We start from the raw sequence: 22,528 nt of genomic DNA on the forward strand, positions 1-22,528 counted from the left end.
GTTGATTTAGCGTTCAAACACCATTGCTGAAGCACCGCCACCACCATTGCAAATGGCTGCCGCACCAAACTTGGCATCGTTTTGTTTTAAAATGTGCAGTAAAGTTATGATAATTCTTACGCCTGAGCAACCCAAAGGATGACCTAATGAAACTGCACCACCATTGACATTGACATTTTTATCTGTAAGACCTAATAATTTCATATTAGCCAAACCAACAACAGAAAAGGCTTCGTTGAATTCAAAGTAATCGATATCTTTTAAATCTAATTTTGCTTTTTTAAGAGCTAAAGGTAAAGCCTTAGCAGGAGCAGTTGTGAAATGTTCTGGCTTTTGAGCCGCATCGGCATAACTTCTAATGGTGGCAAGTGGTTTTAAGTTGAGTTCGTCTGCTTTGTCTTTACTCATTAAGACAACCGCACCAGCACCGTCATTGATGGTTGAAGAGTTGGCTGCAGTGGCTGTACCATCTTTGCTAAAAGCTGGTCTTAATTTGCTGACTTTGTCAAATTTGATGTTTTTATATTCTTCATCTTCTTTAACAATTAAAGGCTCGCCACGACGTTGAGGAACTTCAACTGGCACGACTTCGTCTTTGAATTTGCCAGATTGCCAAGCTTCGGCTGAGCGTTTGTAAGATTGAATAGCAAAGGCATCTTGGTCTTCTCTTGAGAAATTGTGGTCTGTAGCACATAAATCTGCACAAGTTCCCATAGCTTGATTGTCGTAGGCGTCAGACAAACCATCTCTTTGCATGCCGTCAACCATTTGGGTTGGGCCGAATTTATGTCCATTTCTGAGATGCAGATAATGAGGAATTTGACTCATACTTTCCATTCCGCCTGCAACAATAATATCAGTATCGCCGAGGGCAATGCTTTGAGTCGCTTGCATCACAGATTTCATTCCGCTGGCACAAACTTTATTGACCGTTGTACACGGCACAGAATCTGGAATACCAGCACCGAGAGCCGCTTGACGTGCAGGGGCTTGACCATTGTTGGCTTGAACCACATTGCCCATCAAAACTTCTTGAACGAGTTTTGGGTCTAAATTAATTTTATCTAAAGCACCTTTGATGGCTATTGAACCTAATTGAGTGGCTGGAATTGAGGATAAACTTCCGAGAAAACTCCCTATTGGTGTTCTAACTGCACTGACTATAACGACATCTTTCATTTTATAAATATTTAAAAATTCAACAGATGTAAAAATAAATAAAATATAATTATAAGCCTGAAAAATGCTTTGAGATTAAGGATAATTTAAAGTTTGGAGTTAAAACTTTTTAATTGTTTAATTGATTGGTGATGGTTCAAGTGAGTTTAAGCTTAGCTTAGGGATTCCTGAAAAAATATTAAAATAATGTGAGTTCGATTTATTGAAAATTGTAAATCAGATGATTACATTTTTTTGTAAGCAAATTTTGTCATTTCGACGAAGAATGAGGTGAAATCTCATCCTACTGAGATGTCTCGTCGTTCATGCTTCGCTCTGTCGTCATGACAAATGATTAAATATCAATCTATTTTATTGGAATTGATATCGAACTCACGTTAAAAAAAATATCCATAGGGACAAGATACGCGACATCTCTTAGATTGTGCAGGAATATAGTCTGCCCAAGTCAGCAGACCTGTTAAAATCCCACTAAATCAAACCTATTTGAGATAATCGATAAATTTTTGTAGTGCCAAGTTGCGGTGGCTGATTTGGTTTTTGGTATTAGCATCTAATGCGGCAAAAGTTTCTGTGTAGCCATGAGGTTTAAAAATAGGGTCATAGCCAAATCCAGATTTGCCACTCGGTGTTTTGGTGATTTCGCCTTTGCAAATGCCGGTAAATATCTTTTCTTCGTTTTGAGTTTTGAAAGCGATGACGGTTTTAAAATATGCACTGCGGTCTTGAACATGATTGAGGTTTTGCATAAGCTTTTGTATATTGGCTTGAGCATTTTTTTGTCCACCAGCATAACGAGCAGAATAAACCCCAGGTTCGCCGTTGAGTGCGTTAACAAATAAACCTGTATCGTCTGCAAAGCATGGTAAGTTATAGTTTTTGAAGACATATCTGGCTTTGAGTTGAGCGTTGCCTTCAATGCTATTGGCGGTTTCTGCAATGTCTTCGTGGCAGTTGATGTCGTTGAGCGAAAGCAGCTCGATAAATTGAGGTAGAATAGCTTTAACTTCTGTGAGTTTGTGATGATTATGAGTCGCAAAAACCAATGGCATAATTATTTTTTTAAAAAATCATCTCCGAGATGTTTGATGGCCAACTCGATGTATTTGATTTTAGACTGCTTAACTGAAAGGTGTCTGATTTGAAACAAAGCATTCATTTTAAAGGCATTGACTAATTGCTCACCGTTGTGAGGATGATGTTTTAGGTTTAAATTGAATTCTTTGGTGGCGTGTTTGTAGTAGGCATAAAAATAGAGCAGTGTATCTTGTTGAAATCCTTTATCGGTTTCACTTACGGCTTGATATGCCTTTTGAAAAGCTTGCTCTAATTCTTTTGCATTTAATTGACTTAAATCCATTTTAACTTATTGATGCTATGGAAGTTAAACCACCTTTAACTTTTTGATTGATTTCAACTTCAATTTTAGATTCTAAGGGTAAAAATACATCAACACGTGACCCAAATTTTATAAATCCTGAATCTTCGCATTGAATGGCTTTATCGTTGACTTTAGCATAATTAACAATACGCCTTGCCACTGCACCAGCAATTTGACGATAAGCAACGTTACCAAATTTTTCTGTTTTTAATGCAACGGTGGTTCGCTCATTTTCTGTGCTGGATTTGGGATGCCAGGCTACGAGATATTTGCCTTTGTGGTATTTGCTGTAATAAATTTCACCTGTAAACGGATGTCTTGTGATGTGAACATTAAGTGGCGACATAAATATGGACACTTGAATGCATTTTGTTTTTAAAATTTCATCTTCAAAGACTTCTTCTACAACAACCACTTTGCCATCAACAGGCGAAAATGCTTTTGTGTTATCTCGTTTAAAGTTTCGTTTTGGATTTCTAAAAAATTGTGCCACTAAAACAAACATAATTAGCGTTATACCAAAAATAGTATAATGCAAAATAGGATTGTTGATAAAGTTAATACTCAATAAGTTGATAACTATAATTGATACTAAAGCAAAAACTAATATTTGTTGACCTTCTCTATGAAACATGATTGATTAAAAATAAAAATCCATATACAAAGGTACTTGAAAAAATAATACTATCCATACGGTCAAAAACACCACCGTGACCAGGCATGATTTTTCCACTGTCTTTGACTGAAGCTTTTCTTTTAAATTTGGACTGTACCAAATCGCCTAAGGTACCAAAAACAGAGACTAAAATACCAACAACAACCCAATTGTAAAAACTGATAGTTTGGTCGAAATAGCTAATTATAATACCTGCTATGATAGTAAAAATAAATCCAGCAAGAAAACCTTCTACTGTTTTTTTGGGTGATATTTTTTCAAATAATTTTTGTTTTCCAAAATGTTTTCCAATTAAAAATGCAAAGGAATCATTGACCCACATCAATACAAAAACATATAGCAAAATATAAGTATTGTAGCCAGTATATAATTTTGGAATTAAGGTTAAAAACACCATAGAAGGCACGATATACATCAAAGTGATGAGGTGTTTTTTTTGCCTAAAAGCATTTCTGCCTTTCAGTGAAAACAAATCTCTTAAAAGCAATAGCTTTACAAATAAACAAGCAATGATAAATAAAAAAATTATTTTGTCATTAGTATTGAAATAGTTAAAATATATCAAGGCAATTGGAAATACAAAATAAGAGACGTAATTTCTAAAACTGAGCAATTTTTGTAATTCAAAAAGGCATATTAAACCTAAAATCAAAAAAAGAATGCTTGTTGCCAATTTGCCAGACCAAAGGGCTAAAAATATAGCAGTGGCATAAATAATTCCAGAAGTAATTCTAGTAAAAAGTTCATTCATTAAGTTACAAATCTTCTAAGAGCAACAAATATAAGTTTTTTTGAGTGCTTCCGTAACTTAAAAAGTCAGAATCGGTTTTTTCTTCAAATGTCTTTAGGGTTGTGATACTTGCAGGAATCTTTGATTGGTGCTTTTTTTTGATGAGTTGAAGACCTTCGCCAAGACTTTCTAAAAGTTGACTTGTCGTGGCATAAACAATAAAATTATGAGGTAATTCTGAAAGTTTGCCTTCACCAATTTGCTTAGCACAAACCATAATTGCACCAGTATTAGCAATGAGATATTCACAGTTGCTCACTAATGCTTCTACATTTTTATCAGTGGTGAAATCAAGATTGAGATCTTTCAAAAAGTTTTGATCTTTGTCAATTTGATGAGAGTAAAGAGGTTTAGATTTCCAATTGTTTTCTTGTAAAATGGCATCGAAGTTATCTAATAATTCTGTTTTGTTTTCGCAATAGATAAATTTACCGCCATTTTTTTTAAAATTAATCATAAACAATTCGTCTATTGGTGGTTTTTCTGTAGGCATAAATCTATTTTTATCAGCATTGTTTTCTTCTGCTGATTTCTTAGATTTGAGTCCCAATAGACGTTTAAAAAAACTCATATATTATTAGCTTCAATCAATTCTTTTCAGGTATTTCATTTTTGGCTTGCTTATCATCAGATTGTTTGTTGTCTTCAGATTTTGCATTGTTTTCTTTTTTGCTAGATTGAGATTGATTGTTTGAAGTGTTTTCAGAGGAGTTGTTATCTTCTGTTTTGGGTTTGTTTTGACCGTTTTGTTTGTGCTTTGGAGTAATCATTTCTGGTTTTTTAAAAGGTCTTTTACCAAAAATATCTTCCATATCATCTTTAAAAATGACTTCTCTTTCAATGAGAAGTTCTGCTAATTTTTTGAGCTCTTTTTTGTGTTTTTCTAAAATACTCAAAGCTCGCTGATATTGAGTTTCTATAATTTTAGAAATTTCTTTATCAATAATTTCCGCCGTTTTTTCGCTATAAGGTTTAGTAAAATTATAGTCTGCTTGACCAGTAGAATCATAATAAGTTAAATTACCGACTTTTTCGTTCAAGCCATAAATGGTTACCATAGCTTTGGCTTGTTTGGTCACTTTTTCTAAATCGCTTAATGCACCAGTAGAAATTTTATCAAAGATGATTTTTTCTGCAGCTCGACCGCCCATAGCTGCACACATTTCGTCTAACATTTGTTCGGTTCTTACAATAAGTCGTTCTTCGGGTAAATACCAAGCTGCTCCAAGTGATTGACCGCGAGGAACAATAGTAACTTTCACAAGTGGTGCTGCGTGTTCAAGTAGCCAACTTACTGTGGCGTGACCGGCTTCGTGATAAGCAATGGCTTTCTTTTCATCGAGCGTCATGATTTTGTTTTTCTTTTCTAAACCACCAATAATACGGTCAACGGCATCAAGAAAATCTTGCCTTGTTACTTCTTTATTGCCTTTTCTTGCAGCAATCAAAGCAGATTCATTACACACATTAGCAATGTCTGCACCTGAAAATCCAGGAGTTTGTTTGGCTAAGAAATCAGTATCAATGTCGTTACTTATTTTTTTCAAAGGTCTGAGATGGACTTCAAAAATTTCTTTTCGCTCTCTGATATCTGGCAAATCCACATAAATTTGACGGTCAAATCTACCAGCTCTCATCAGTGCTTTATCCAAAACATCGGCACGGTTTGTTGCTGCTAAGACAATGACATTGGCATTATTACCAAATCCGTCCATTTCTGTAAGGAGTTGATTTAAGGTGTTTTCGCGTTCGTCATTTGAACCAGAGAAATTGCTTTTTCCCCTTGAACGGCCAATGGCGTCAATTTCATCAATAAAAATGATAGAAGGTGATTTTTCTTTAGCTTGTTTAAATAAGTCTCTAACACGAGACGCACCAACACCGACAAACATTTCAACAAAATCAGAACCTGATAAGGAGAAAAATGGCACATTAGCTTCGCCAGCCACAGCTTTAGCTAACAAGGTTTTACCCGTACCTGGTGGACCAACTAATAATGCACCTTTAGGGATTTTTCCGCCGAGATTGGTATATTTTTCAGGAAATTTTAAGAAATCAACTATTTCTTGAACTTCTTCTTTTGCACCTTCAAGACCTGCAACGTCTTTAAATGAAGTTTTAATGTCGACTTTTTCATCAAACAATTTGGCTTTTGATTTACCGATATTAAAAATCTGACCACCAGGACCACCGCCAGCACCGCCACTCATGCGTCTCATAATGAAAATCCAGATTCCAATAATGATAATAAAAGGAAGTAAAGTGATTAAAATATCGCTAAATAAAGTGTCTTCTTTTTCAAAATTAACTTCGGTTTTAAGATTGTATTCTTCTTTGATTGACTTGACATTTTTCTCAAAAAGCTGAAGGTCTCCAAATTCAAACTTGTAGTCAGGTACGCTTGCTCCTGGAAAAACATTATCGTTGCTTTTACCTTTGTGTTCGGGTTGAGATTTAGCTTCTTGAGTAAGATAAACTTCTGCTCTACCTGCATTTTTGATGATGACGACTTTATCAAAATCGCCTTCTTTGAGATAACTTTCAAATTGGGCTATACTGATGTCTTTTGCACCGCTACCAAAGCCATTGCCTACAAAAAATTGAAGTCCAAAAAATAATATTACAATTCCGATGATGACATAAAAATTGTAACCTGGCTTTTTAGGATTAGGTTTATTTGAATTTTTAGTCGCCTTGTTTTTAGGCGGTGTATTTGATGTTTTTTGAGCCATCTACTTTTTTTAATCTTAAATTAATAATTAGTTTCAATTTGAGTGATTTTGGCATCACCCCATAAGCTTTCTAAATCGTAAAAATCTCTAGCTTGCTGCTGAAAAACATGAACAACAATATTGACATAATCCATCAAAACCCATTGAGAATTACCATGACCTTCTATGTGCCAAGGTTTGTCTTTAAGTTTTTTGCTCACATGCTTTTGAACGGAATTTACAATAGCATCTACTTGGGTATTTGAGCTACCAGTGCAAAGGATAAAATAATCACAAACATTATTTTCGATATCTCTTAAGTCTAACAACTGAATATCATCACCTTTTACATTTTCAATTCCTTCTATGATTAACGTTATGAGCTGATTATTATCTTTTACCAATGCTGAAATTTAATTTTAAAGTTTTACAAAAATAGGTTTTTTTAACGAAAATTGTAATGACTTAACAAAACATTATTCAATGATGTTTGTTACACATTCTTGTTTAAATTTGCTCCAAAATCCTATTTAATGAATATTGTCAAAGTTGATGCCACAACCTCTACCAATGCACTTGCAAAAATTATAAATAAAGATATAAAAGAAAAAAAATTTTGTTTATCAGCAGAATTTCAAACTCAAGGTCGTGGTCAACTCAACAGTTCTTGGCAAAGCTCAAGGTCGGAGAACTTAATGTTTACGGTTGTTTTTAATGATATTAATCTCAAAACAGAAAACCAATTTGCACTTAATGCTTTAGTATGTTTGGGTATTTTAAGGGTTTTAAAAGCTTACAACATTCCAAATTTACGCTTTAAATGGCCTAACGACATTTTGTCAGAACAGTTTAAAATTTGTGGTATTTTAATTGAAAACACCCTAAACAAAAACTTGATTAAAACCACTTATATTGGAATAGGCTTAAATGTCAATCAAACCTATTTCGAAAATTTACCTAAAGCCAATTCACTAAAAAGGATTAAAAACATTCATTTTGATAGAGATGAACTTCTTGATAAATTGGTTGACGAATTAGATGATATTCCTAAAGAACTCAATTTACATTCAGTTGAACATATCATTAGTGTTTACAAAAGATATTTGTACAATTATAAAAAACAAACCCGATTTGTTTTGCCTAATGGAGATTTGTTTGAAGGTCAAATTAAAGATATAGTTACTGATGGTCAATTGCTTGTTAAAACAAATTCAGGAATAGAAAAATTTTATGCTCACAAAGAGATAAGTCAAGTATATTAAGACATTAGTTTATTGAAATTTTCTGATAAGGTATGAATAAATTTGTTGATTGGTGATTTGATCATCATACCCATCATGGCATTAAATTCGCCATCAAATTTGAGTTGAAATTCGGTTTTTTCTTCACCAACGGCATCAAAATAAGCGGTTAAACTAAATGGAAATTTACCGCCATCAGCGACTAAAACGATTTTGCCAAATTCTTCTTTTTCTTTAAACGCTAATTGTATAACTGGCATACCTTTAAGTTGAAATAGAAAACTGTCTTCAGTCAAAACTTCAAATTTTTCTACACCATCGGGCATAATATTGAGGTAATTATCTGCTTTCGACAAGTAAGTGAATAATTCCTTTTGCGATTTATTGATGGTAATTTTAGGTGTTTCTAAATTCATGAGTAAGGTTTAAAAGCGTTAATTGTTTTCCCATTTTTCGGGATTGAGATGCCATGATTTTAACAAATTGAGTTCATCACGATTCAAATATCTTGTATCATAAGCTATTTGAATAAGATGTTCATAATTGCTCAGTGTATTGAGTTGAATTTTGGCTTTTTCGAAGTTTTTTATAGCCGAATCAAAGCCATAAGAAAATATAGCCAGTAAACCTTTAACGTGAGCTTGGGCTTCAGATTGTAATGCTTTTACAGCATTAAGACTACTTTGTCCAGTGCTGATTAAGTCCTCAATCACCACCACATTTTGGTGTGGTTCAAGTTGACCTTCAATTTGATTTTGTCGCCCGTGCGATTTGGGTTTGGGTCGCACATAAACAAAAGGTAATCCCAAAGCATCAGCCGTTAAAGTGCCAATCCCAATGGCACCTGTTGCGACACCCGCAATGACATCGGGTTTGCCGTAAAGTAGTTCTACTTGTTTGGCTAAACTATCTTTGATGTAGTTACGAATGGGCGGATAAGACAATATTATTCTATTGTCACAATAAATTGGCGATTTCATTCCACTCGACCAGGTAAAAGGCTCTTGTGGTTTCAATTTTATTGCGTTTATTTGTAGAAGTAATTCTGCAGTTTCTTGGGCTGTATTTTCATCTAAAATCATAAGTGCAAATGTATAAAGTTTTTGTCAATGATGTGCCAATTATTTTGTCAACGCAAAAGAAAGTTGGTACGAAATACACTTCTTACAAGATTAAACATGTTGATATAGAAAATCTTATCAATGATATTGTCGATAAAAAAATTCACTACGTCAATTTATATCACAAAAAAGACGAAAAATTACTGTATCATTTGAAAAAAAAGCTAAAAGTCATCACGGCTGCTGGCGGAATGGTATTTAACCCTAAAAAAGAAATCCTTTTTATTCATAGAAAAGGCCGTTGGGATTTACCTAAAGGCAAAGTGGATAAAGGCGAGACGCTCGAAAAAGCCGCCATCCGAGAAGTTTGGGAAGAAACAGGCGTTGAAAATTTAGAAATTAAACGGTTTATTGACACCACGTATCACATCTTAAAACGCAACGGCAAATACAAACTTAAAGAAACTTACTGGTATGAAATGTTTTCAGATTTTGATGGCGAATTGGTTCCAGAAACCTCTGAAGGCATCAAAAAAGTAAAATGGAAAAACTTTGAAAAATCTCAAAAAGCCATTCATAAATCTTATGAAAATATCAAATTGCTCTTTCCGCCCGAATACCTCATCAAACACCCGAAAGACCGGATAGTTTAGATATGATTTTTTGTAATGAATTTTTTTTAAAAATAATTTGGGTGGATACAATATCGAACGTCAGTTTAATATTTCACTTTAGCCACGAATGCACTAATACATCTCGTATCCATTAGTGAATTAGTGGCTTAAATAAGTCGTTTTCTATTAATTTTAAACATCTAACCAAACACCCGAAAGACCGGATAGTTTAGATTTGGTTTTTTGTAATGAATTTTTTTTAAAAATAATTTGGGTGGATACAATATCGAACACCAATTTAATATTTCACTTTAGCCACGAATGCACTAATACACCGTTTGTGTGATGAGTAATGCGAGAAAAGAATGCGATTAACTTTTAAATTTAGCACAAACCCGAGCGAGCAATTTTTGATTTATCCTAAATCTCTTGCATTATTTATAACCTCGTATTGGTAACAGGCTTTATTTATTACGTTTTATTTTATCAGGAAATTGTTGTGTATCAAAAACGTCCATTATTTCAATCCGCTTTTGATCTTTGTTAATCCAGTAAATTATTTTATAAGTTTGATGAACTAAATAGCGAAGCTCTTTTTTTCTGTTTTTTAGTTTTGGCTCAATTTGACCAATTTCAGGTTGTTTTTTTAATCGTAATGTTTCAAGAACTATTTTTCGATTTTCGATTTTTGCAACTCTATAACTTGCATTTTCAGCTAAATATTTGAAATTTTCCCTAAGCTCTGCTTTAGCGAAATCAGTCCAAAATATTTTTAACTCCATTTTTCTATTTCAGCTAACAAATCATTCGCTTCCGTTAATCTCCCGTTTTTTGAATCTTCCATTGATTTGTCAATTCTTCTATTTAATTCCTGAACTGACATTGGTTCAACTCTTCTTTTGATATTTTGATTTTTTTCAGTTCTTAATATTTTTTCAAATTTTGATATGACTTCATCGCTTTGAATTTTCAAAAATTCTTGAACAAATGATATTTTTCGTGTTTCTAAATTCATAATATTTTGATTTAATCAAATATACAAAAAATTCAATTTATTATCCATTTCATTTTTAAAACTAAATCTTTTATAACTTTTTGCCAACTTATATTTAATAGTGGATTTTTTTAAGATAAAGTAGGTGAATAAAATATCAAACATCAATATAATATTTCACTTTAGCCACGAATGCACTAATACATCTCGTATCCATTAGTGAATTAGTGGCTTAAATAAGTCGTTTTCTATTAATTTTAAACATCTCACCAAACACCCGAAAGACCGGATAGTTTAAATGGGCTTTTTCATATAACGGACTTTGTTTTGAAGTTACTTTGTTGTTGTAATGCAAATAATAACCTTCGTATGGCGAATTAATTGTTTTATAATCTTTAATGCGGTAATGCTCGACTTCCATCAAACTATCGTTATCAAGATGTTGCATTTTTACTTGATTGGTTTTGATTGTTCATAAGAATAGATTAGGAGAAGTAATGTCGTGAATAAAAGAAATGCTCTAATTTTTATCATCATTTAAAATCTTAGATTTGTGGAAAAATACAATATATTGAAATTATTTACTGTTTTTTTACTCATTTTATCGTCTTTTCAAGTTTTTTCGCAAGTCAAGGTTTCAGATACAACACAACTTGAAACGGTAACTCTGAAAACAAAATCTTCTCAACTTTCAAACTTTATTACAACTTCAATATCTTCTGAAGATATTCAGTCTAATAACACGGTGATATTAACTCCAATTTTAAATCAAATCCCAGGCGTGTCGATGCAGCAAGGGACTTTAAATACCAATCGAATTACCATACGTGGCATTGGGGCAAGGTCTCAATTTTCAACCAATCGACTTAAACTTTACATTAATAATGTGCCGTTAACCAATGCTAATGGCGTATCGGTGCTTGAAGATATTGATTTGAGCAGTTTGGGACAGCTCAGCGTCATTAAAGGACCAAAATCTTCAGTTTTAGGGGCTAATTTGGGTGGCAATATTGTTTTAAAAACACAAAATAAAGAAAGAAACCTAGGTCTGATGACGGGAATAGGAAGTTATGACCGTTATCAACTTGGTTTTAACGTCGCCGAAAATTTAGGACAAACCCAGCTACAGGCTTATGCCAATCATATTCAATCTCACGAATACCGATATAATGCCGATTATGAAAGACAAAATTTTACATTGTTATCAGATACGGAACTCAATTCATCGTGGCAATGGCAAAACTTGATGATTTTCACTCGTCTTAAGGCGTTTATTCCGAGTTCTTTATCATTAACAGATTTTCAAAATAACCCGCAAAAAGCAGCAGATAATTGGAATGCGGCTGCTGGATTTGAATCTTATGACAAACTGTTTCTATCCACGACTTTGAACCATAATTTTAAAAATTCTACCCAATGGATAACTTCAGTCTCGTTTAATCTTCGCGATGCTTACGAACCAAGACCTTTTGATATTTTAGATGAAAGTGAAATTGGTTTGGGATTGAGAAGCTTGATAAAACATAACTTCCAATGGAATGCAAAAGCCTTAACCACCCAAATTGGTTTTGAATGGCAAACCGATTGGTATGAGGCTCAAAATTTTAATAATTTGTTTAGAAATACTCCAGAACGTGGCAGTATTCAAGGCGATTTGGTCAATGCTTTTGATCAAAATAGAATGCGATTTAATGCTTTTTTGACCGCCAATTACAATTTTACAGAGAGATTTGAAGTTGCAGCAGGATTAAACCTCAACTTTGCCAATTACGAAACCGATGACCAATTTTTTGACGATGGTTTAAATCAAAGTGGCGATTTACAATATGACCCTAAATTGTTGCCCAACCTCAATTTTTCATATAACCTTAAGAATAACTTTGGTGTTTTTGCCAATTACAGTATGGGTATCGCCACGCCAAGCATTGATGAAAGCTTAGATGACAACGGATTTTTCAACCCTGAACTTCAACCCTCTTTTGGGCATAACTTTGAGTTAGGAAGCCGATGGATTTCAAAACAAAAAACACTTGATATTCAATTGAATGTGTTTAGAATGTATGTTGAAGATTTGATTGTGGCTCGACGTGTAGAGGAAGACCGTTTTGTAGGTATTAATGCTGGACAAACTCAACATACAGGCGTTGAATTTTCTGCCAATTTTCAAAAGTCTATATCTGAAAATTTAGAACTTAAGGGTTTTACCAACATTGTTTTTAACGACTTTGAATTTACAGATTTTATAGAAAGTGATGAAGACTTTTCAGGCAATCAAATACCAGCCATACCCGAATACGATTTGAATTTTGGCTTTCAATTATTTTACAAACAAAATTGGTCGTTCAGATTAAACACAGAATGGGTTGGACGAATGCCTTTAAATGATGCCAATACACTTTATACCGATGCTTACGAGCTCGTGAATTTGAATATTGGACATCAAATGCAATGGTTTGACACCCAAACGCAATTCAGTTTTGGACTTAATAATGTTTTAGATAAAGATTATGCTGCCAGTGTGTTGCCCAATGCCGTTGGGTTTGGTGGTGCGGAACCCCGTTACTTTTATCCAGGAATGCCTCGTCAATTTTATTTTAAAGTCTTAATAAATTACAAGCTTTAAATTTTTAAAAATTTTAAATTGCTAAAAAATATTAGTCATCAAATGAATAACCTAGAAAACTATAGAAAATCTTACAATAAAGCAGCTTTAATTCGATCTGAATTAGAAGAAAATCCTTTTCAGCAATTTAGAAAGTGGTTTGTAGAAGTGGTTGAAGCAGGCAATGTAGATGAAGCCAATGCCATGACCATCAGCACTGTTGGTAAAGATGGTTTTCCGAAATCCAGAGTGGTGTTGTTGAAATCTTATGACGAAAATGGATTTGTGTTTTATACCAATTACAACAGCGAAAAAGGACAAGCCATATTAAACAACCCCAAAGTGTGTTTATCCTTCTTTTGGCCACAGGTTGAGCGACAAATTATCATCAAAGGCAAAGCCAAAAAAACATCTAAAGAAGCCTCAACACGCTACTTTCAATCCCGTCCAAAAGGCAGTCAGTTGGGTGCTTTGGTTTCCCCACAAAGTCAAGAAATACCCAACCGTAAAGTTTTAGAAGATAAACTCAAAGCTTTAGAGCAAGAATATGCCAACAAACCTATCGAAAAACCCAAAAACTGGGGTGGATTTTGTGTGGAGCCAGTGTCTTTTGAATTTTGGCAAGGTCGCCCCAACCGTTTACACGACAGATTTGTTTATGAACTCAACAATTTAGACTGGAATATAAAACGATTAGCACCATAAACTATAAAACAAAAATTATGTTTAGATTAATATTTTTTTCATTGAGCTTATTCTTTTTTTCAGCTTGTTCAAATACTGATGATGAATTGACAAAAAATCAAGAGGCTAAGCTATTAGATGAGATGTTTAGTGAAATAGAAAATTTAGCTTTAAGTCAGGAGTGTGATGATCCTACAGAATGGAGAATCACAAGCTATGGCAGTAAGGCTTGTGGTGGACCAATAGGTTATTTAGCTTATTCAATTAATATAGATACAGTATCATTTTTAAATAAAATAGAAAAACATAGAATTGCTCAACAAGCATTTAATGAAAAATGGGATATAATAAGCGATTGCTCAGTACCTATTCAGCCTGAATCAGTGATATGTGTTGATAGTAAACCCATTTTAGAATAAATTTAATTTCACCCTAATCAAAATATAAATTATGCCCAAAACCCTAATCTTAATGCGACATGGAAAATCGTCTTGGAAAGAAAATCTTCCTGATGATGAAAGAATTTTAAAAAAACGTGCTTATAGTGATATCGAGTTGGTGGCTTCGGCTTTTAAAAATTCTATAAACAACAATATCGTGTTCAAATCCAGTTATGCCAAAAGAGCCGAAAGCACCGCAAAGCACTTTTTAAAACAACTGAAAATTCCAGAAACTCAATTACAAATAGAATCGGCTTTATACACTTTTGATGTTAAAAGCTTAAAGACTTTTCTTTATACCGTTGACGATTCTATTGACACTTTGATGTTATTTGGGCATAATCCTGCGTTTACCAATCTTGCCAATAGCTTAGGTAACGAACAGTTTGACAATGTCCCAACTTCTGGATTGGTGAAGATCAATTTTGAAAATTCATCTTGGAAAGATTTGGCAAATGGAGAAACTGTCTTACATTTATTTCCTAAAAATTTGTGCCAATGACAAATGACCAGTTTCACAATAGAGAACTAAGTTGGCTGGCTTTTAATGCAAGAGTTTTACAAGAAGCTTCAGACTCTAATGTGCCACTATTAGAGCGATTGCGGTTTCTTGGAATTTTCTCAAACAACTTAGATGAATTTTTTAGAGTGCGTTACGCCACCGTCAAACGCATTGATATGGCAGGAAAAGCGGGAAAAAAAGTACTTGGTGGTTATAAAGCCTCAAGACTGCTCAAAGAAATCACACAAATTGTTATCAATCATCAAACCGAAAGTCTTGAGATTTTAAGCGAAATTCAAAATAAACTTAAAGATCACAATATTCATATCGTTAATGAAACTGAAGTAGGCGAGCAACATCAAGCTTTTTTAAAACATTATTTTTTAGATACAGTCAGTCCATCTTTGGTTACTATTATGCTTAATGACATAGAAAAAGTACCAAACCTTAAGGACTCAGCAGCGTATTTGGCGGTAAAACTCGTGCAAAAAATGCCCGACGGCAATCTTAAAAATCGTTATACTCTTGTAGAAATTCCAACCAATCTTAACCGTTTTGTGGTTTTGCCTTCTGAAGGCAACAATCAATATGTGATTTTGTTAGATGATTTAATTCGTTATAATTTGGATGTGATTTTTAATATATTTGAATACGAAAGTATTTCGGCACATATGATAAAAATTACCCGTGATGCTGAACTCGATTTGGAAGGCGATTTAGACAAAAGTTATATCGAAAAATTAATGAGCAGCGTAAAACATCGTCGAGAAGGCGATCCTGTGCGTTTTGTTTATGATAAAACTATTGACCAAGACACTTTAGACTTTTTATTACTCAAACTCGGCATTGACAATACCGACAGCTTAATTCCTGGTGGTCGTTATCACAACCGAAGAGATTATATGAAGTTTCCCGATTTGGGAGCCAAACATTTGCTCTATGATGAAATTGAACCTTTGCCTGTACCAGGATTGGAATTGCAGGGAAGTTTATTCAAAAAAATTGCTGAAAAAGATTATTTACAGTTTGCCCCTTATCAAACCTTTTCTTACACTGTAAGATTTTTACGTGAAGCGGCTTTAGACCCGAATGTGAAATCCATAAAAATCACTATTTACCGATTAGCTTCAGTTTCTCAAATAGCCAGTTCGCTCATCAATGCGGCTAAAAATGGAAAAAAAGTTACTGTTTCCATAGAATTAAAAGCCCGATTTGATGAAGCCAATAACATAAGATATTCTGAAAAAATGCAACGCGAAGGCATCAAAATCATTTTTGGTGTTACAGGTTTAAAAGTCCACGCCAAGTCTTGTGTGATTGATCGCTTAGAAAACGGAAAATTAAAACGATATGGGTTTATCAGCACTGGAAATTTTAATGAAAATACAGCAAAAATTTACACCGATTATACTTTGTTTACAAGTCATAGCGGTATTTTAAAAGACATTGATAAGGTGTTTGATTTTTTTGAAGTCAATTATAAAATTAAAAAATACAAGCACTTGATTGTTTCGCCTCACTACACTAGAGGGTTTTTTTATAAAAAAATTGAGGAACAAATTCGATTGGTTAAAGAAGGAAAAGAATGTGGTATGATGTTGAAAATGAACAGCTTATCAGATTATGATGTGATTAGCAAATTGTATGAAGCCAGTCGTGCTGGGGTTAAAATACAGTTGATTGTAAGGGGTATTTGTTGTTTGATTCCAGAAGTTGAAGGCATGAGTGAAAACATTAAAGCCATCAGTATTGTGGATAAATTTTTAGAACATCCACGATTGTATATTTTCAAAACGCCAAAAAATAAAGAAGTTTACATTTCTTCAGCAGATTTGATGACAAGAAACCTTGACCACCGCGTTGAAATTACTTGCCCTGTTTATAACGATAATATTAAAGCAGAATTGATAGATACCTTTGATATTTGTTGGCAAGACAATGTCAAAGCCCGTAATCTTGCTTCTCACGATAAGAATGAATATGAGAGAAATGATAAAGATGACTACCGCAGTCAATTCAAAATGTATGATTATTATAAAAATAAGCTTAATTAAAACTAAACATTCGTGCTCAGTATAAAAAAATATGCCGCCATAGATATTGGCTCAAATGCTGTAAGATTATTAATTTCAACCATTACAGAACCTGCAGATAAACCTGTTACTTTCAAAAAAACATCTTTGGTTAGAGTGCCGATTCGTCTCGGTCAAGATGTGTTTGTCAACGATTATATTTCTGACTACAATTTTTCTAGAATGAAACAAACCTTGAAAGCCTTTCAACTCTTGATGAATTGCCATAATGTTGAAAAATACAGAGCTTGTGCAACTTCAGCTATGCGTGATGCCAAAAATTCGAAAGCCTTAGTTGAAGACATTAAAGCAGATACTGATATACATATAGAAATCATTGACGGCAACGATGAAGCGGCCATCATTGCAGCTACCGATTTACACCAATTGATTCAAACCGAAAAATCATACATTTACGTGGATGTTGGCGGTGGTTCAACTGAAATCACAATTTATTATAACGGCAAAACTGTAGCTTCAAAATCTTTTAATCTCGGTACAGTTAGATTACTGAATAATTTAGTTTCAGAAACCGATTGGGAGCAATTTAGGTTGTGGATTAAAGAACAAACAAAATCGTTTTCTAAAATTGAAATGATTGGTTCGGGTGGCAATATCAATCATATTTTTAAAGCGAGTGCTAAAAAAACAGGCAAACCCTTATCGTTTTTCTATTTGAGTTCTTATTACCAACTGCTTAAATCGCTGACCTACGAAGAACGCATCGCTCAGCTTGATATGAATCAAGACCGAGCTGACGTGATTGTGCCAGCAACAGAAATCTATCTTACTGCTATGAAATACAGTAAAGCCAGAAGCATTCACGTACCAAAAATTGGCTTGTCAGACGGGATTATTAAGTCGATGTATAATGAGAATAATTGAATTAAATATAATTTTTTACAATTGTATTGCACTGAAGACCAAACAACTATAATAGCTGTCAAGCATCAGAAACTTTCTAAAATCCGCCTTCGCCACCATCAAAATCACTATCACCACGGCTTCTAGTATTGCGTTCTTTTTTGCGATTAAAGCGATAAATAACAGTTGCTGTAAATTGTCTTTCTCTCCATTGAAAAGAACTATCACGAGTAAAGGTTTGAGAAACAGTAAATTGATCTCTTTTTCTAGAATTGAATAAATCTCTAATACTCAATGAAAGTGTAAGGTTTTCATTTTTCAAGAAATCTTTACTAAAAGCGATATCCATAGATGCAATTGGGTCTGTTTCAGTTTGTGCATTTTCTCGTGGACCTCTGTAAAAAGCATTGGTTTGCCATTGAATTTTTCCAGGTAAAATGACATTTGAACTGAATCTTCCAAAATAACTTTCGTTGGTAGCTCCATATTCTTTGCCTTCAAATGAACCATTACTTTCAAATCTAAAGTAATTGAAACTCAAATTTGTTCTTAACCATTTCACGGGATTGTAAAGCAAGCCAAATTCAGCACCAAAGCGTTCTTCTGTGGCAAGGTTTATAGGTATATTTTCTATAATTATAATGTTATCTTCTTCTGTTCGTCTGCCTGTATCTCTTTCTACACGTTCAAAAGCATCGGTTTCTTTTTGGTAGTAAACAGAAGATGTTAAGGTGATTTTTTTCCATCGTTTTAAATAGCCCAGATCAAAAGCATCAGCAAATGAAGGATCTAAATCTGGGTTGCCCTGAAAAACATTAACACGGCTAGATTGAGAAGGAAAAGGATTTAAAAACCAACTTCTTGGTCTGTTGATTCTTCTATTATAACCTAAGGAAATATTCTCGTCTTCACCTATTTCATAGACAAGATTTACTGTTGGAAATAAATTATCAAAATTTTTATCAAAATCAAAATTTCTGTCAAAATTTTCAGGGACTAAAGGTGTTGTCTTTCCCTTTAATTGGGAGTTTTCGTATCTTAAACCTAAGAGATAAGAAAATTTTCCTATTTTGTCGCCATATTGGGTATAAATTGCAGTAACGTTTTGTTGAAAATCGAAATCACTTGACACAAATTCATCTACTACTAATTCATTGGTAGTCAGGTTTTGTTTTTGAACTAAAAAAGATTGGGTTTGGTCAGAATAATCACCTCTAAAGCCAAATTCAAACTGTGCATCGCCCATAGGTCTTACATAATCTGCTTGTATAAGATAGCTATCTCTTTTTTCAGTCTCTAAGTTATCCTGAAAAGCAACTAATGAATCTACAGGATTAGTTTGATTTTCGTCAATAGTAGCTACTTGACTTTGGTCGCTTTTAGAATATTGAAAGTCGGCAGTTAATTTATGATCTCTATTGTCTTTATCAAATCGTTTTACGTAGTTTAAAGCATATTGATATCTTTCATCATCATCTAACTCTTCTTCAATTCTGATAGTTCTGCTATTTTCTAAGCCGTTAGCAAATCTTTTATTGGTGTTTGTTGTGATATCTCTGTCGTCTCCTGTTCTGGTAAAAAAACTAGCCGTTATAGAAGACATGTCATTTATAAAATATTCTACACCAGCATTTAGGTTAAAATTTTTATCATTTCTATCATAATCTCTATCTTCAATAATTCTATCAAAATTTAATGAATCAGTTTCAGTATATCGGGTATCAAAATTTGCGTTTCCTGGTCTGTTTCTTTCGGTATAGCCAATACTGGTAAACACATTAAAATTATCCGTTCTTAAATTTAGATCGGCAAAAACTCCAGAGTTTTTAGGTTCACCGAGAGTTCCTCTAAAAGAGCCGTTAAAGCCTAAAGTTTTTTCTCTTTTGAGGATAATGTTTATGATTCCAGCCGTTCCTTCCGCATCATATCTTGCCGATGGACTTGTGATAACTTCTACAGATTCTATGGCATCTGCAGGAAGTTGTTGAAACACATCTTGATCGCCAAAACCAGCTATTGATGAAGGCTTGCCGTTTATTAATATTCTTACATTTTCATTCCCTCTTAAACTTATAGCACCGTCTATATCTACAGTTACCGAAGGCACATTTCCCAAAGCATCGCTTACCGTGCCACCTGAAGTTGTCAAATCTTTACCAACATTGTATATTTTTTTATCTAAACGTACTTCAACTTGTGTAGTTTCAGCAACAACATTGACTTCATCTAATTGGTTTTGTGCAAATTTTAATTTGATATCACCTAAATTTTTGTTAGAAGTAATACTTATGTTTTTTATGATTTTTGGTTCATAAGAAATGTATTCAAATTTGATATCATATTGACCGTTTTCAACATTTATAGAGAAATTTCCATCAGAATCAGTAATTCCACTAGTTACAATGTTTTCGGTACCTGGTTCTAATATAGCTATGGTGGCGTAGGCGAGTGGTTCGTTTTGACTGTTGTCTAAAAGTTTTCCTGTCAATTTGTTTTGTTGAGCAAATACGCTAAAAGAAATGATTGTAAGCAAATAGGTAAGAAAATACTTCATAAGTTTGTTTGCGTATTTGACAAAAATTGGGTTCAATTGTTAAATTAAGCATGCGTTAAAGTTGAGTTAAGGTAATTAAAAGCTTAAATATAGATTTGTTCTCGTAAATCATAGTGAAACACTTTATTTTAGTTTTTTAATTCAAATAAAAATGAAAACAAGAAGTTTATAAACAAATTGAAAACACAATTCATCTCGCAGTACAAACATTTTAAATTTTTAAGATTGATTTAAATGAAAAAAATATTAGTCATTGATAATTATGATTCTTTTGTTTACAACTTGGTGCATTATCTCGAAGCTTTTGATGCTCAAGTCGATGTGGTTAGAAACAAAAGTATCAACATTGAAGCAGTAAAACAATACGACAAAATTCTCATATCACCAGGACCAGGCATTCCAGACGAAGCTGGGCAACTCAAATCTGTCATAAAAGAATACTATCAAACCAAACCTATTCTTGGGGTTTGTCTCGGTCAGCAAGCTATTATGGAAGTTTTTGGTGGAAAATTAGAAAACTTATCAACCCTTTATCACGGTATTGCCACTTCAATAAATATTACAGCAAAAGATGAAGTTTTATATCAAAGTTTACCCAGCCAAATTGAAGTTGGTCGTTATCATTCGTGGGTGGTTCAAAAAACTTTACCCGAAGTTTTAGAAGCCACTTCGGTTGACAAATCTGGACATATCATGTCGCTTAGGCATAAATATTACGATGTGAGAGCAGTTCAATATCATCCAGAGTCTGTGTTGACTCCACACGGTAAAACCATTATTCAGAATTGGCTAAATTCTTAAATAGGGTTTCTCAGAAAGTCAGAATTTAAAGTTATAGATTTCTATTTAAAACTGTTGAAACGCTTAGGATTTCGTATTAGCTATGGTTTGCAAATATTCGATTGTGAATGGATTTATCCATTTTCTATGATTTCAATTTCTTCCCTGTAAGTATTCAAAAAGTCAAAAAAAAAAAAAAACCGTTGAAACAAATTTCAACGGTTTACAAATTAAAAAACAGGACTTAAATTATCCTAAATATTTTTTAAGCATTTTGTTTTTAGATTGATGTTTGAGTCGTCTAATGCCTTTTTCACGAATTTGACGAACACGTTCACGGCTTAAGTCAAACATATCTCCGATTTCCTGAAGTGTCATAGCAGGTTGGTTACCGATGCCATAATTTAGCCGAATTACATCAGCTTCACGTTGAGAAAGTGTATCTAAAGCACGATTGATTTCAACGCTTAAAGAATCTTTCATCAGCTGATCGTCTGGATTAGGAGATTCTGCAGAACTGAGCACATCGTAAAGGTTTGAATCGTTTTCACCTTCTTTAAATGGTGCGTCCATAGATAGATGACGACCAGAATTTTTAAGAGCAACTTTAACTTGAGATTCAGACATGTCAAGCTCTTTTGCTATTTCTATAGCAGAAGGAGGACGTTCGTTTACCTGTTCTAAATGAGAAAAGGTTTTGTTAATTTTGTTGATTACACCGATTTTGTTAAGTGGTAAACGAACTACTCTAGACTGTTCAGCAAGCGCTTGAAGTATAGATTGTCTAATCCACCACACGGCATAAGAAATAAATTTAAACCCTCTTGTTTCGTCAAAACGTTTGGCAGCTTTGACTAAACCAACATTACCTTCGTTGATTAAATCTGGTAATTTTAAACCTTGGTTTTGATATTGCTTAGCAACAGAAACTACAAAACGTAAATTGGCATTTGTCAATTTTTCTAAAGCCACTTGGTCACCTTCTCTGATACGTTGAGCCAACTCTACTTCTTCTTCGGCTGTTATAAGGTCAACTTTACTGATGTCTTGTAGATATTTGTCTAATGATTTAGACTCTCTGTTGGTAACCTGTTTTGTTATTTTTAGCTGTCTCATATATATTGAAATTAATTTAGTCCGACATAATATGTTTTTTATTTAACATGACCAAATAAAATTTAATAAATAAGTAATATTTAAGATTTATGATTTATAAATATTTTCAACCAATTTTATTTAACACACTTATTTCTATGTATTTAAACAATATTTTTCCCTTTTATCAGTAATACATAAATAAGCACTACGTTCATTAGTGACTTAAAAAAAAATCACTTTTTATTAAATGAAATTTTTTAATTATCAGAAACTTAAAATATCACA

Annotated in this window: 24 protein-coding genes; 9 read left to right on the top strand and 15 right to left on the bottom strand. The window is 33.4% G+C overall.

The genetic code is table 11. From position 1 onward, the window contains the following. Positions 1 to 6: 6 nt before the first annotated feature. The 8 genes from ACSSV5_RS05775 to rsfS form a co-directional block, all read right to left on the bottom strand. Positions 7 to 1,179: an acetyl-CoA C-acyltransferase gene (locus tag ACSSV5_RS05775; protein ID WP_454245126.1), complete on the bottom strand. Its 1,173-nt coding sequence runs from the start codon at positions 1,177 to 1,179 to the stop codon at positions 7 to 9. Positions 1,180 to 1,661: 482 nt separating this feature from the next. Further along, a complete protein-coding gene (locus ACSSV5_RS05780; protein ID WP_454245127.1) occupies positions 1,662 to 2,231 on the bottom strand; it encodes a non-canonical purine NTP diphosphatase in 570 nt (189 codons plus the stop codon). Positions 2,232 to 2,233: 2 nt separating this feature from the next. Beyond that, positions 2,234 to 2,539 carry an acyl-CoA-binding protein gene (locus ACSSV5_RS05785; RefSeq protein ID WP_454245128.1) on the bottom strand — a complete coding sequence of 102 codons (306 nt, stop codon included), beginning with the start codon at positions 2,537 to 2,539 and terminating at the stop codon, positions 2,234 to 2,236. Between the two features lies 1 nt (position 2,540). Further along, positions 2,541 to 3,194, bottom strand: coding sequence for a phosphatidylserine decarboxylase family protein (locus ACSSV5_RS05790; protein WP_454245129.1), 654 nt, complete (start codon positions 3,192 to 3,194; stop codon positions 2,541 to 2,543). Continuing rightward, on the bottom strand, positions 3,184 to 3,987 hold the full coding sequence (locus ACSSV5_RS05795) for a phosphatidate cytidylyltransferase (protein ID WP_454245130.1): 804 nt from the start codon (positions 3,985 to 3,987) through the stop codon (positions 3,184 to 3,186). Before ACSSV5_RS05795 ends, ACSSV5_RS05790 begins: the two co-directional genes overlap by 11 nt. A 4-nt stretch (positions 3,988 to 3,991) precedes the next feature. Next, positions 3,992 to 4,597, bottom strand: a complete 606-nt coding sequence (locus tag ACSSV5_RS05800; RefSeq protein ID WP_211065802.1) for an LUD domain-containing protein — start codon at positions 4,595 to 4,597, stop codon at positions 3,992 to 3,994. 16 nt (positions 4,598 to 4,613) lie between these two features. Then, complete coding sequence (gene ftsH, locus ACSSV5_RS05805) at positions 4,614 to 6,758, bottom strand: ATP-dependent zinc metalloprotease FtsH (RefSeq protein WP_454245131.1); 2,145 nt, start codon at positions 6,756 to 6,758, stop codon at positions 4,614 to 4,616. Between the two features lie 20 nt (positions 6,759 to 6,778). Then, positions 6,779 to 7,141 carry a ribosome silencing factor gene (gene rsfS / locus ACSSV5_RS05810; protein ID WP_454245132.1) on the bottom strand — a complete coding sequence of 121 codons (363 nt, stop codon included), beginning with the start codon at positions 7,139 to 7,141 and terminating at the stop codon, positions 6,779 to 6,781. Positions 7,142 to 7,270: 129 nt separating this feature from the next. Between rsfS and ACSSV5_RS05815 the strand changes: the two genes are divergently transcribed. Continuing rightward, entirely contained in the window at positions 7,271 to 7,999 is a 729-nt protein-coding gene (locus ACSSV5_RS05815; RefSeq protein ID WP_211065804.1) for a biotin--[acetyl-CoA-carboxylase] ligase, read from the top strand. Here the strand turns inward: ACSSV5_RS05815 and ACSSV5_RS05820 are convergent. Next, positions 7,996 to 8,394 carry an SRPBCC family protein gene (locus ACSSV5_RS05820; protein WP_211065805.1) on the bottom strand — a complete coding sequence of 133 codons (399 nt, stop codon included), beginning with the start codon at positions 8,392 to 8,394 and terminating at the stop codon, positions 7,996 to 7,998. The two genes, ACSSV5_RS05815 and ACSSV5_RS05820, sit on opposite strands and share 4 nt — an antisense overlap. A gap of 18 nt (positions 8,395 to 8,412) precedes the next feature. Next, positions 8,413 to 9,060, bottom strand: coding sequence for an orotate phosphoribosyltransferase (gene pyrE, locus ACSSV5_RS05825; RefSeq protein ID WP_454245133.1), 648 nt, complete (start codon positions 9,058 to 9,060; stop codon positions 8,413 to 8,415). Positions 9,061 to 9,068: 8 nt separating this feature from the next. On the opposite strand from pyrE, the gene ACSSV5_RS05830 reads away from it, so the two are divergent. Continuing rightward, entirely contained in the window at positions 9,069 to 9,692 is a 624-nt protein-coding gene (locus ACSSV5_RS05830) for an NUDIX hydrolase (protein ID WP_454245134.1), read from the top strand. A 425-nt stretch (positions 9,693 to 10,117) separates the two neighbouring features. Here ACSSV5_RS05830 and ACSSV5_RS05835 read toward each other — a convergent pair whose 3' ends face one another. The 3 genes from ACSSV5_RS05835 to ACSSV5_RS05845 all read right to left on the bottom strand — a co-directional run bounded on the left by ACSSV5_RS05835 (position 10,118) and on the right by ACSSV5_RS05845 (position 11,095). Continuing rightward, positions 10,118 to 10,435: a type II toxin-antitoxin system RelE/ParE family toxin gene (locus tag ACSSV5_RS05835; RefSeq protein WP_454245135.1), complete on the bottom strand. Its 318-nt coding sequence runs from the start codon at positions 10,433 to 10,435 to the stop codon at positions 10,118 to 10,120. Continuing rightward, the gene (locus ACSSV5_RS05840; protein ID WP_454245136.1) at positions 10,426 to 10,668 is read right to left on the bottom strand and encodes a hypothetical protein; all 243 of its coding nucleotides are present in this window, start codon (positions 10,666 to 10,668) and stop codon (positions 10,426 to 10,428) included. Before ACSSV5_RS05840 ends, ACSSV5_RS05835 begins: the two co-directional genes overlap by 10 nt. A 211-nt stretch (positions 10,669 to 10,879) precedes the next feature. Continuing rightward, positions 10,880 to 11,095, bottom strand: coding sequence for a hypothetical protein (locus ACSSV5_RS05845; protein ID WP_454245137.1), 216 nt, complete (start codon positions 11,093 to 11,095; stop codon positions 10,880 to 10,882). Between the two features lie 123 nt (positions 11,096 to 11,218). Between ACSSV5_RS05845 and ACSSV5_RS05850 the strand changes: the two genes are divergently transcribed. Genes ACSSV5_RS05850 through ACSSV5_RS05875 form a run of 6 tightly spaced genes read left to right on the top strand, consistent with a single transcriptional unit; the run spans position 11,219 to position 17,832 of the window. Then, the gene (locus ACSSV5_RS05850) at positions 11,219 to 13,270 is read left to right on the top strand and encodes a TonB-dependent receptor (RefSeq protein WP_454245138.1); all 2,052 of its coding nucleotides are present in this window, start codon (positions 11,219 to 11,221) and stop codon (positions 13,268 to 13,270) included. A 42-nt stretch (positions 13,271 to 13,312) separates the two neighbouring features. Beyond that, positions 13,313 to 13,954 carry a pyridoxamine 5'-phosphate oxidase gene (gene pdxH / locus ACSSV5_RS05855; RefSeq protein ID WP_454245139.1) on the top strand — a complete coding sequence of 214 codons (642 nt, stop codon included), beginning with the start codon at positions 13,313 to 13,315 and terminating at the stop codon, positions 13,952 to 13,954. A gap of 17 nt (positions 13,955 to 13,971) precedes the next feature. Then, complete coding sequence (locus ACSSV5_RS05860; RefSeq protein ID WP_454245140.1) at positions 13,972 to 14,352, top strand: hypothetical protein; 381 nt, start codon at positions 13,972 to 13,974, stop codon at positions 14,350 to 14,352. A 31-nt stretch (positions 14,353 to 14,383) separates the two neighbouring features. Further along, positions 14,384 to 14,875: a SixA phosphatase family protein gene (locus ACSSV5_RS05865; RefSeq protein ID WP_211065810.1), complete on the top strand. Its 492-nt coding sequence runs from the start codon at positions 14,384 to 14,386 to the stop codon at positions 14,873 to 14,875. Continuing rightward, positions 14,872 to 16,929 (top strand): polyphosphate kinase 1, encoded by a 2,058-nt coding sequence (gene ppk1, locus ACSSV5_RS05870; protein WP_454245141.1) that lies wholly within the window; start codon positions 14,872 to 14,874, stop codon positions 16,927 to 16,929. Before ACSSV5_RS05865 ends, ppk1 begins: the two co-directional genes overlap by 4 nt. Positions 16,930 to 16,941: 12 nt before the next feature. After that, the gene (locus ACSSV5_RS05875) at positions 16,942 to 17,832 is read left to right on the top strand and encodes a Ppx/GppA phosphatase family protein (protein WP_454245142.1); all 891 of its coding nucleotides are present in this window, start codon (positions 16,942 to 16,944) and stop codon (positions 17,830 to 17,832) included. A 76-nt stretch (positions 17,833 to 17,908) separates the two neighbouring features. Here ACSSV5_RS05875 and ACSSV5_RS05880 read toward each other — a convergent pair whose 3' ends face one another. After that, the gene (locus ACSSV5_RS05880) at positions 17,909 to 20,365 is read right to left on the bottom strand and encodes a TonB-dependent receptor domain-containing protein (protein ID WP_454245143.1); all 2,457 of its coding nucleotides are present in this window, start codon (positions 20,363 to 20,365) and stop codon (positions 17,909 to 17,911) included. 234 nt (positions 20,366 to 20,599) lie between these two features. Here ACSSV5_RS05880 and ACSSV5_RS05885 point away from each other — a divergent pair, with 234 nt between their 5' ends. Continuing rightward, the gene (locus tag ACSSV5_RS05885; RefSeq protein WP_454245144.1) at positions 20,600 to 21,166 is read left to right on the top strand and encodes an anthranilate synthase component II; all 567 of its coding nucleotides are present in this window, start codon (positions 20,600 to 20,602) and stop codon (positions 21,164 to 21,166) included. Positions 21,167 to 21,394: 228 nt separating this feature from the next. Here the strand turns inward: ACSSV5_RS05885 and ACSSV5_RS05890 are convergent, their stop codons facing one another. Continuing rightward, the gene (locus tag ACSSV5_RS05890; protein ID WP_454245145.1) at positions 21,395 to 22,261 is read right to left on the bottom strand and encodes a sigma-70 family RNA polymerase sigma factor; all 867 of its coding nucleotides are present in this window, start codon (positions 22,259 to 22,261) and stop codon (positions 21,395 to 21,397) included. Between the last annotated feature and the right edge of the window lie 267 nt (positions 22,262 to 22,528).

The sequence above is a fragment of the Psychroflexus sp. MBR-150 genome (assembly GCF_053628795.1).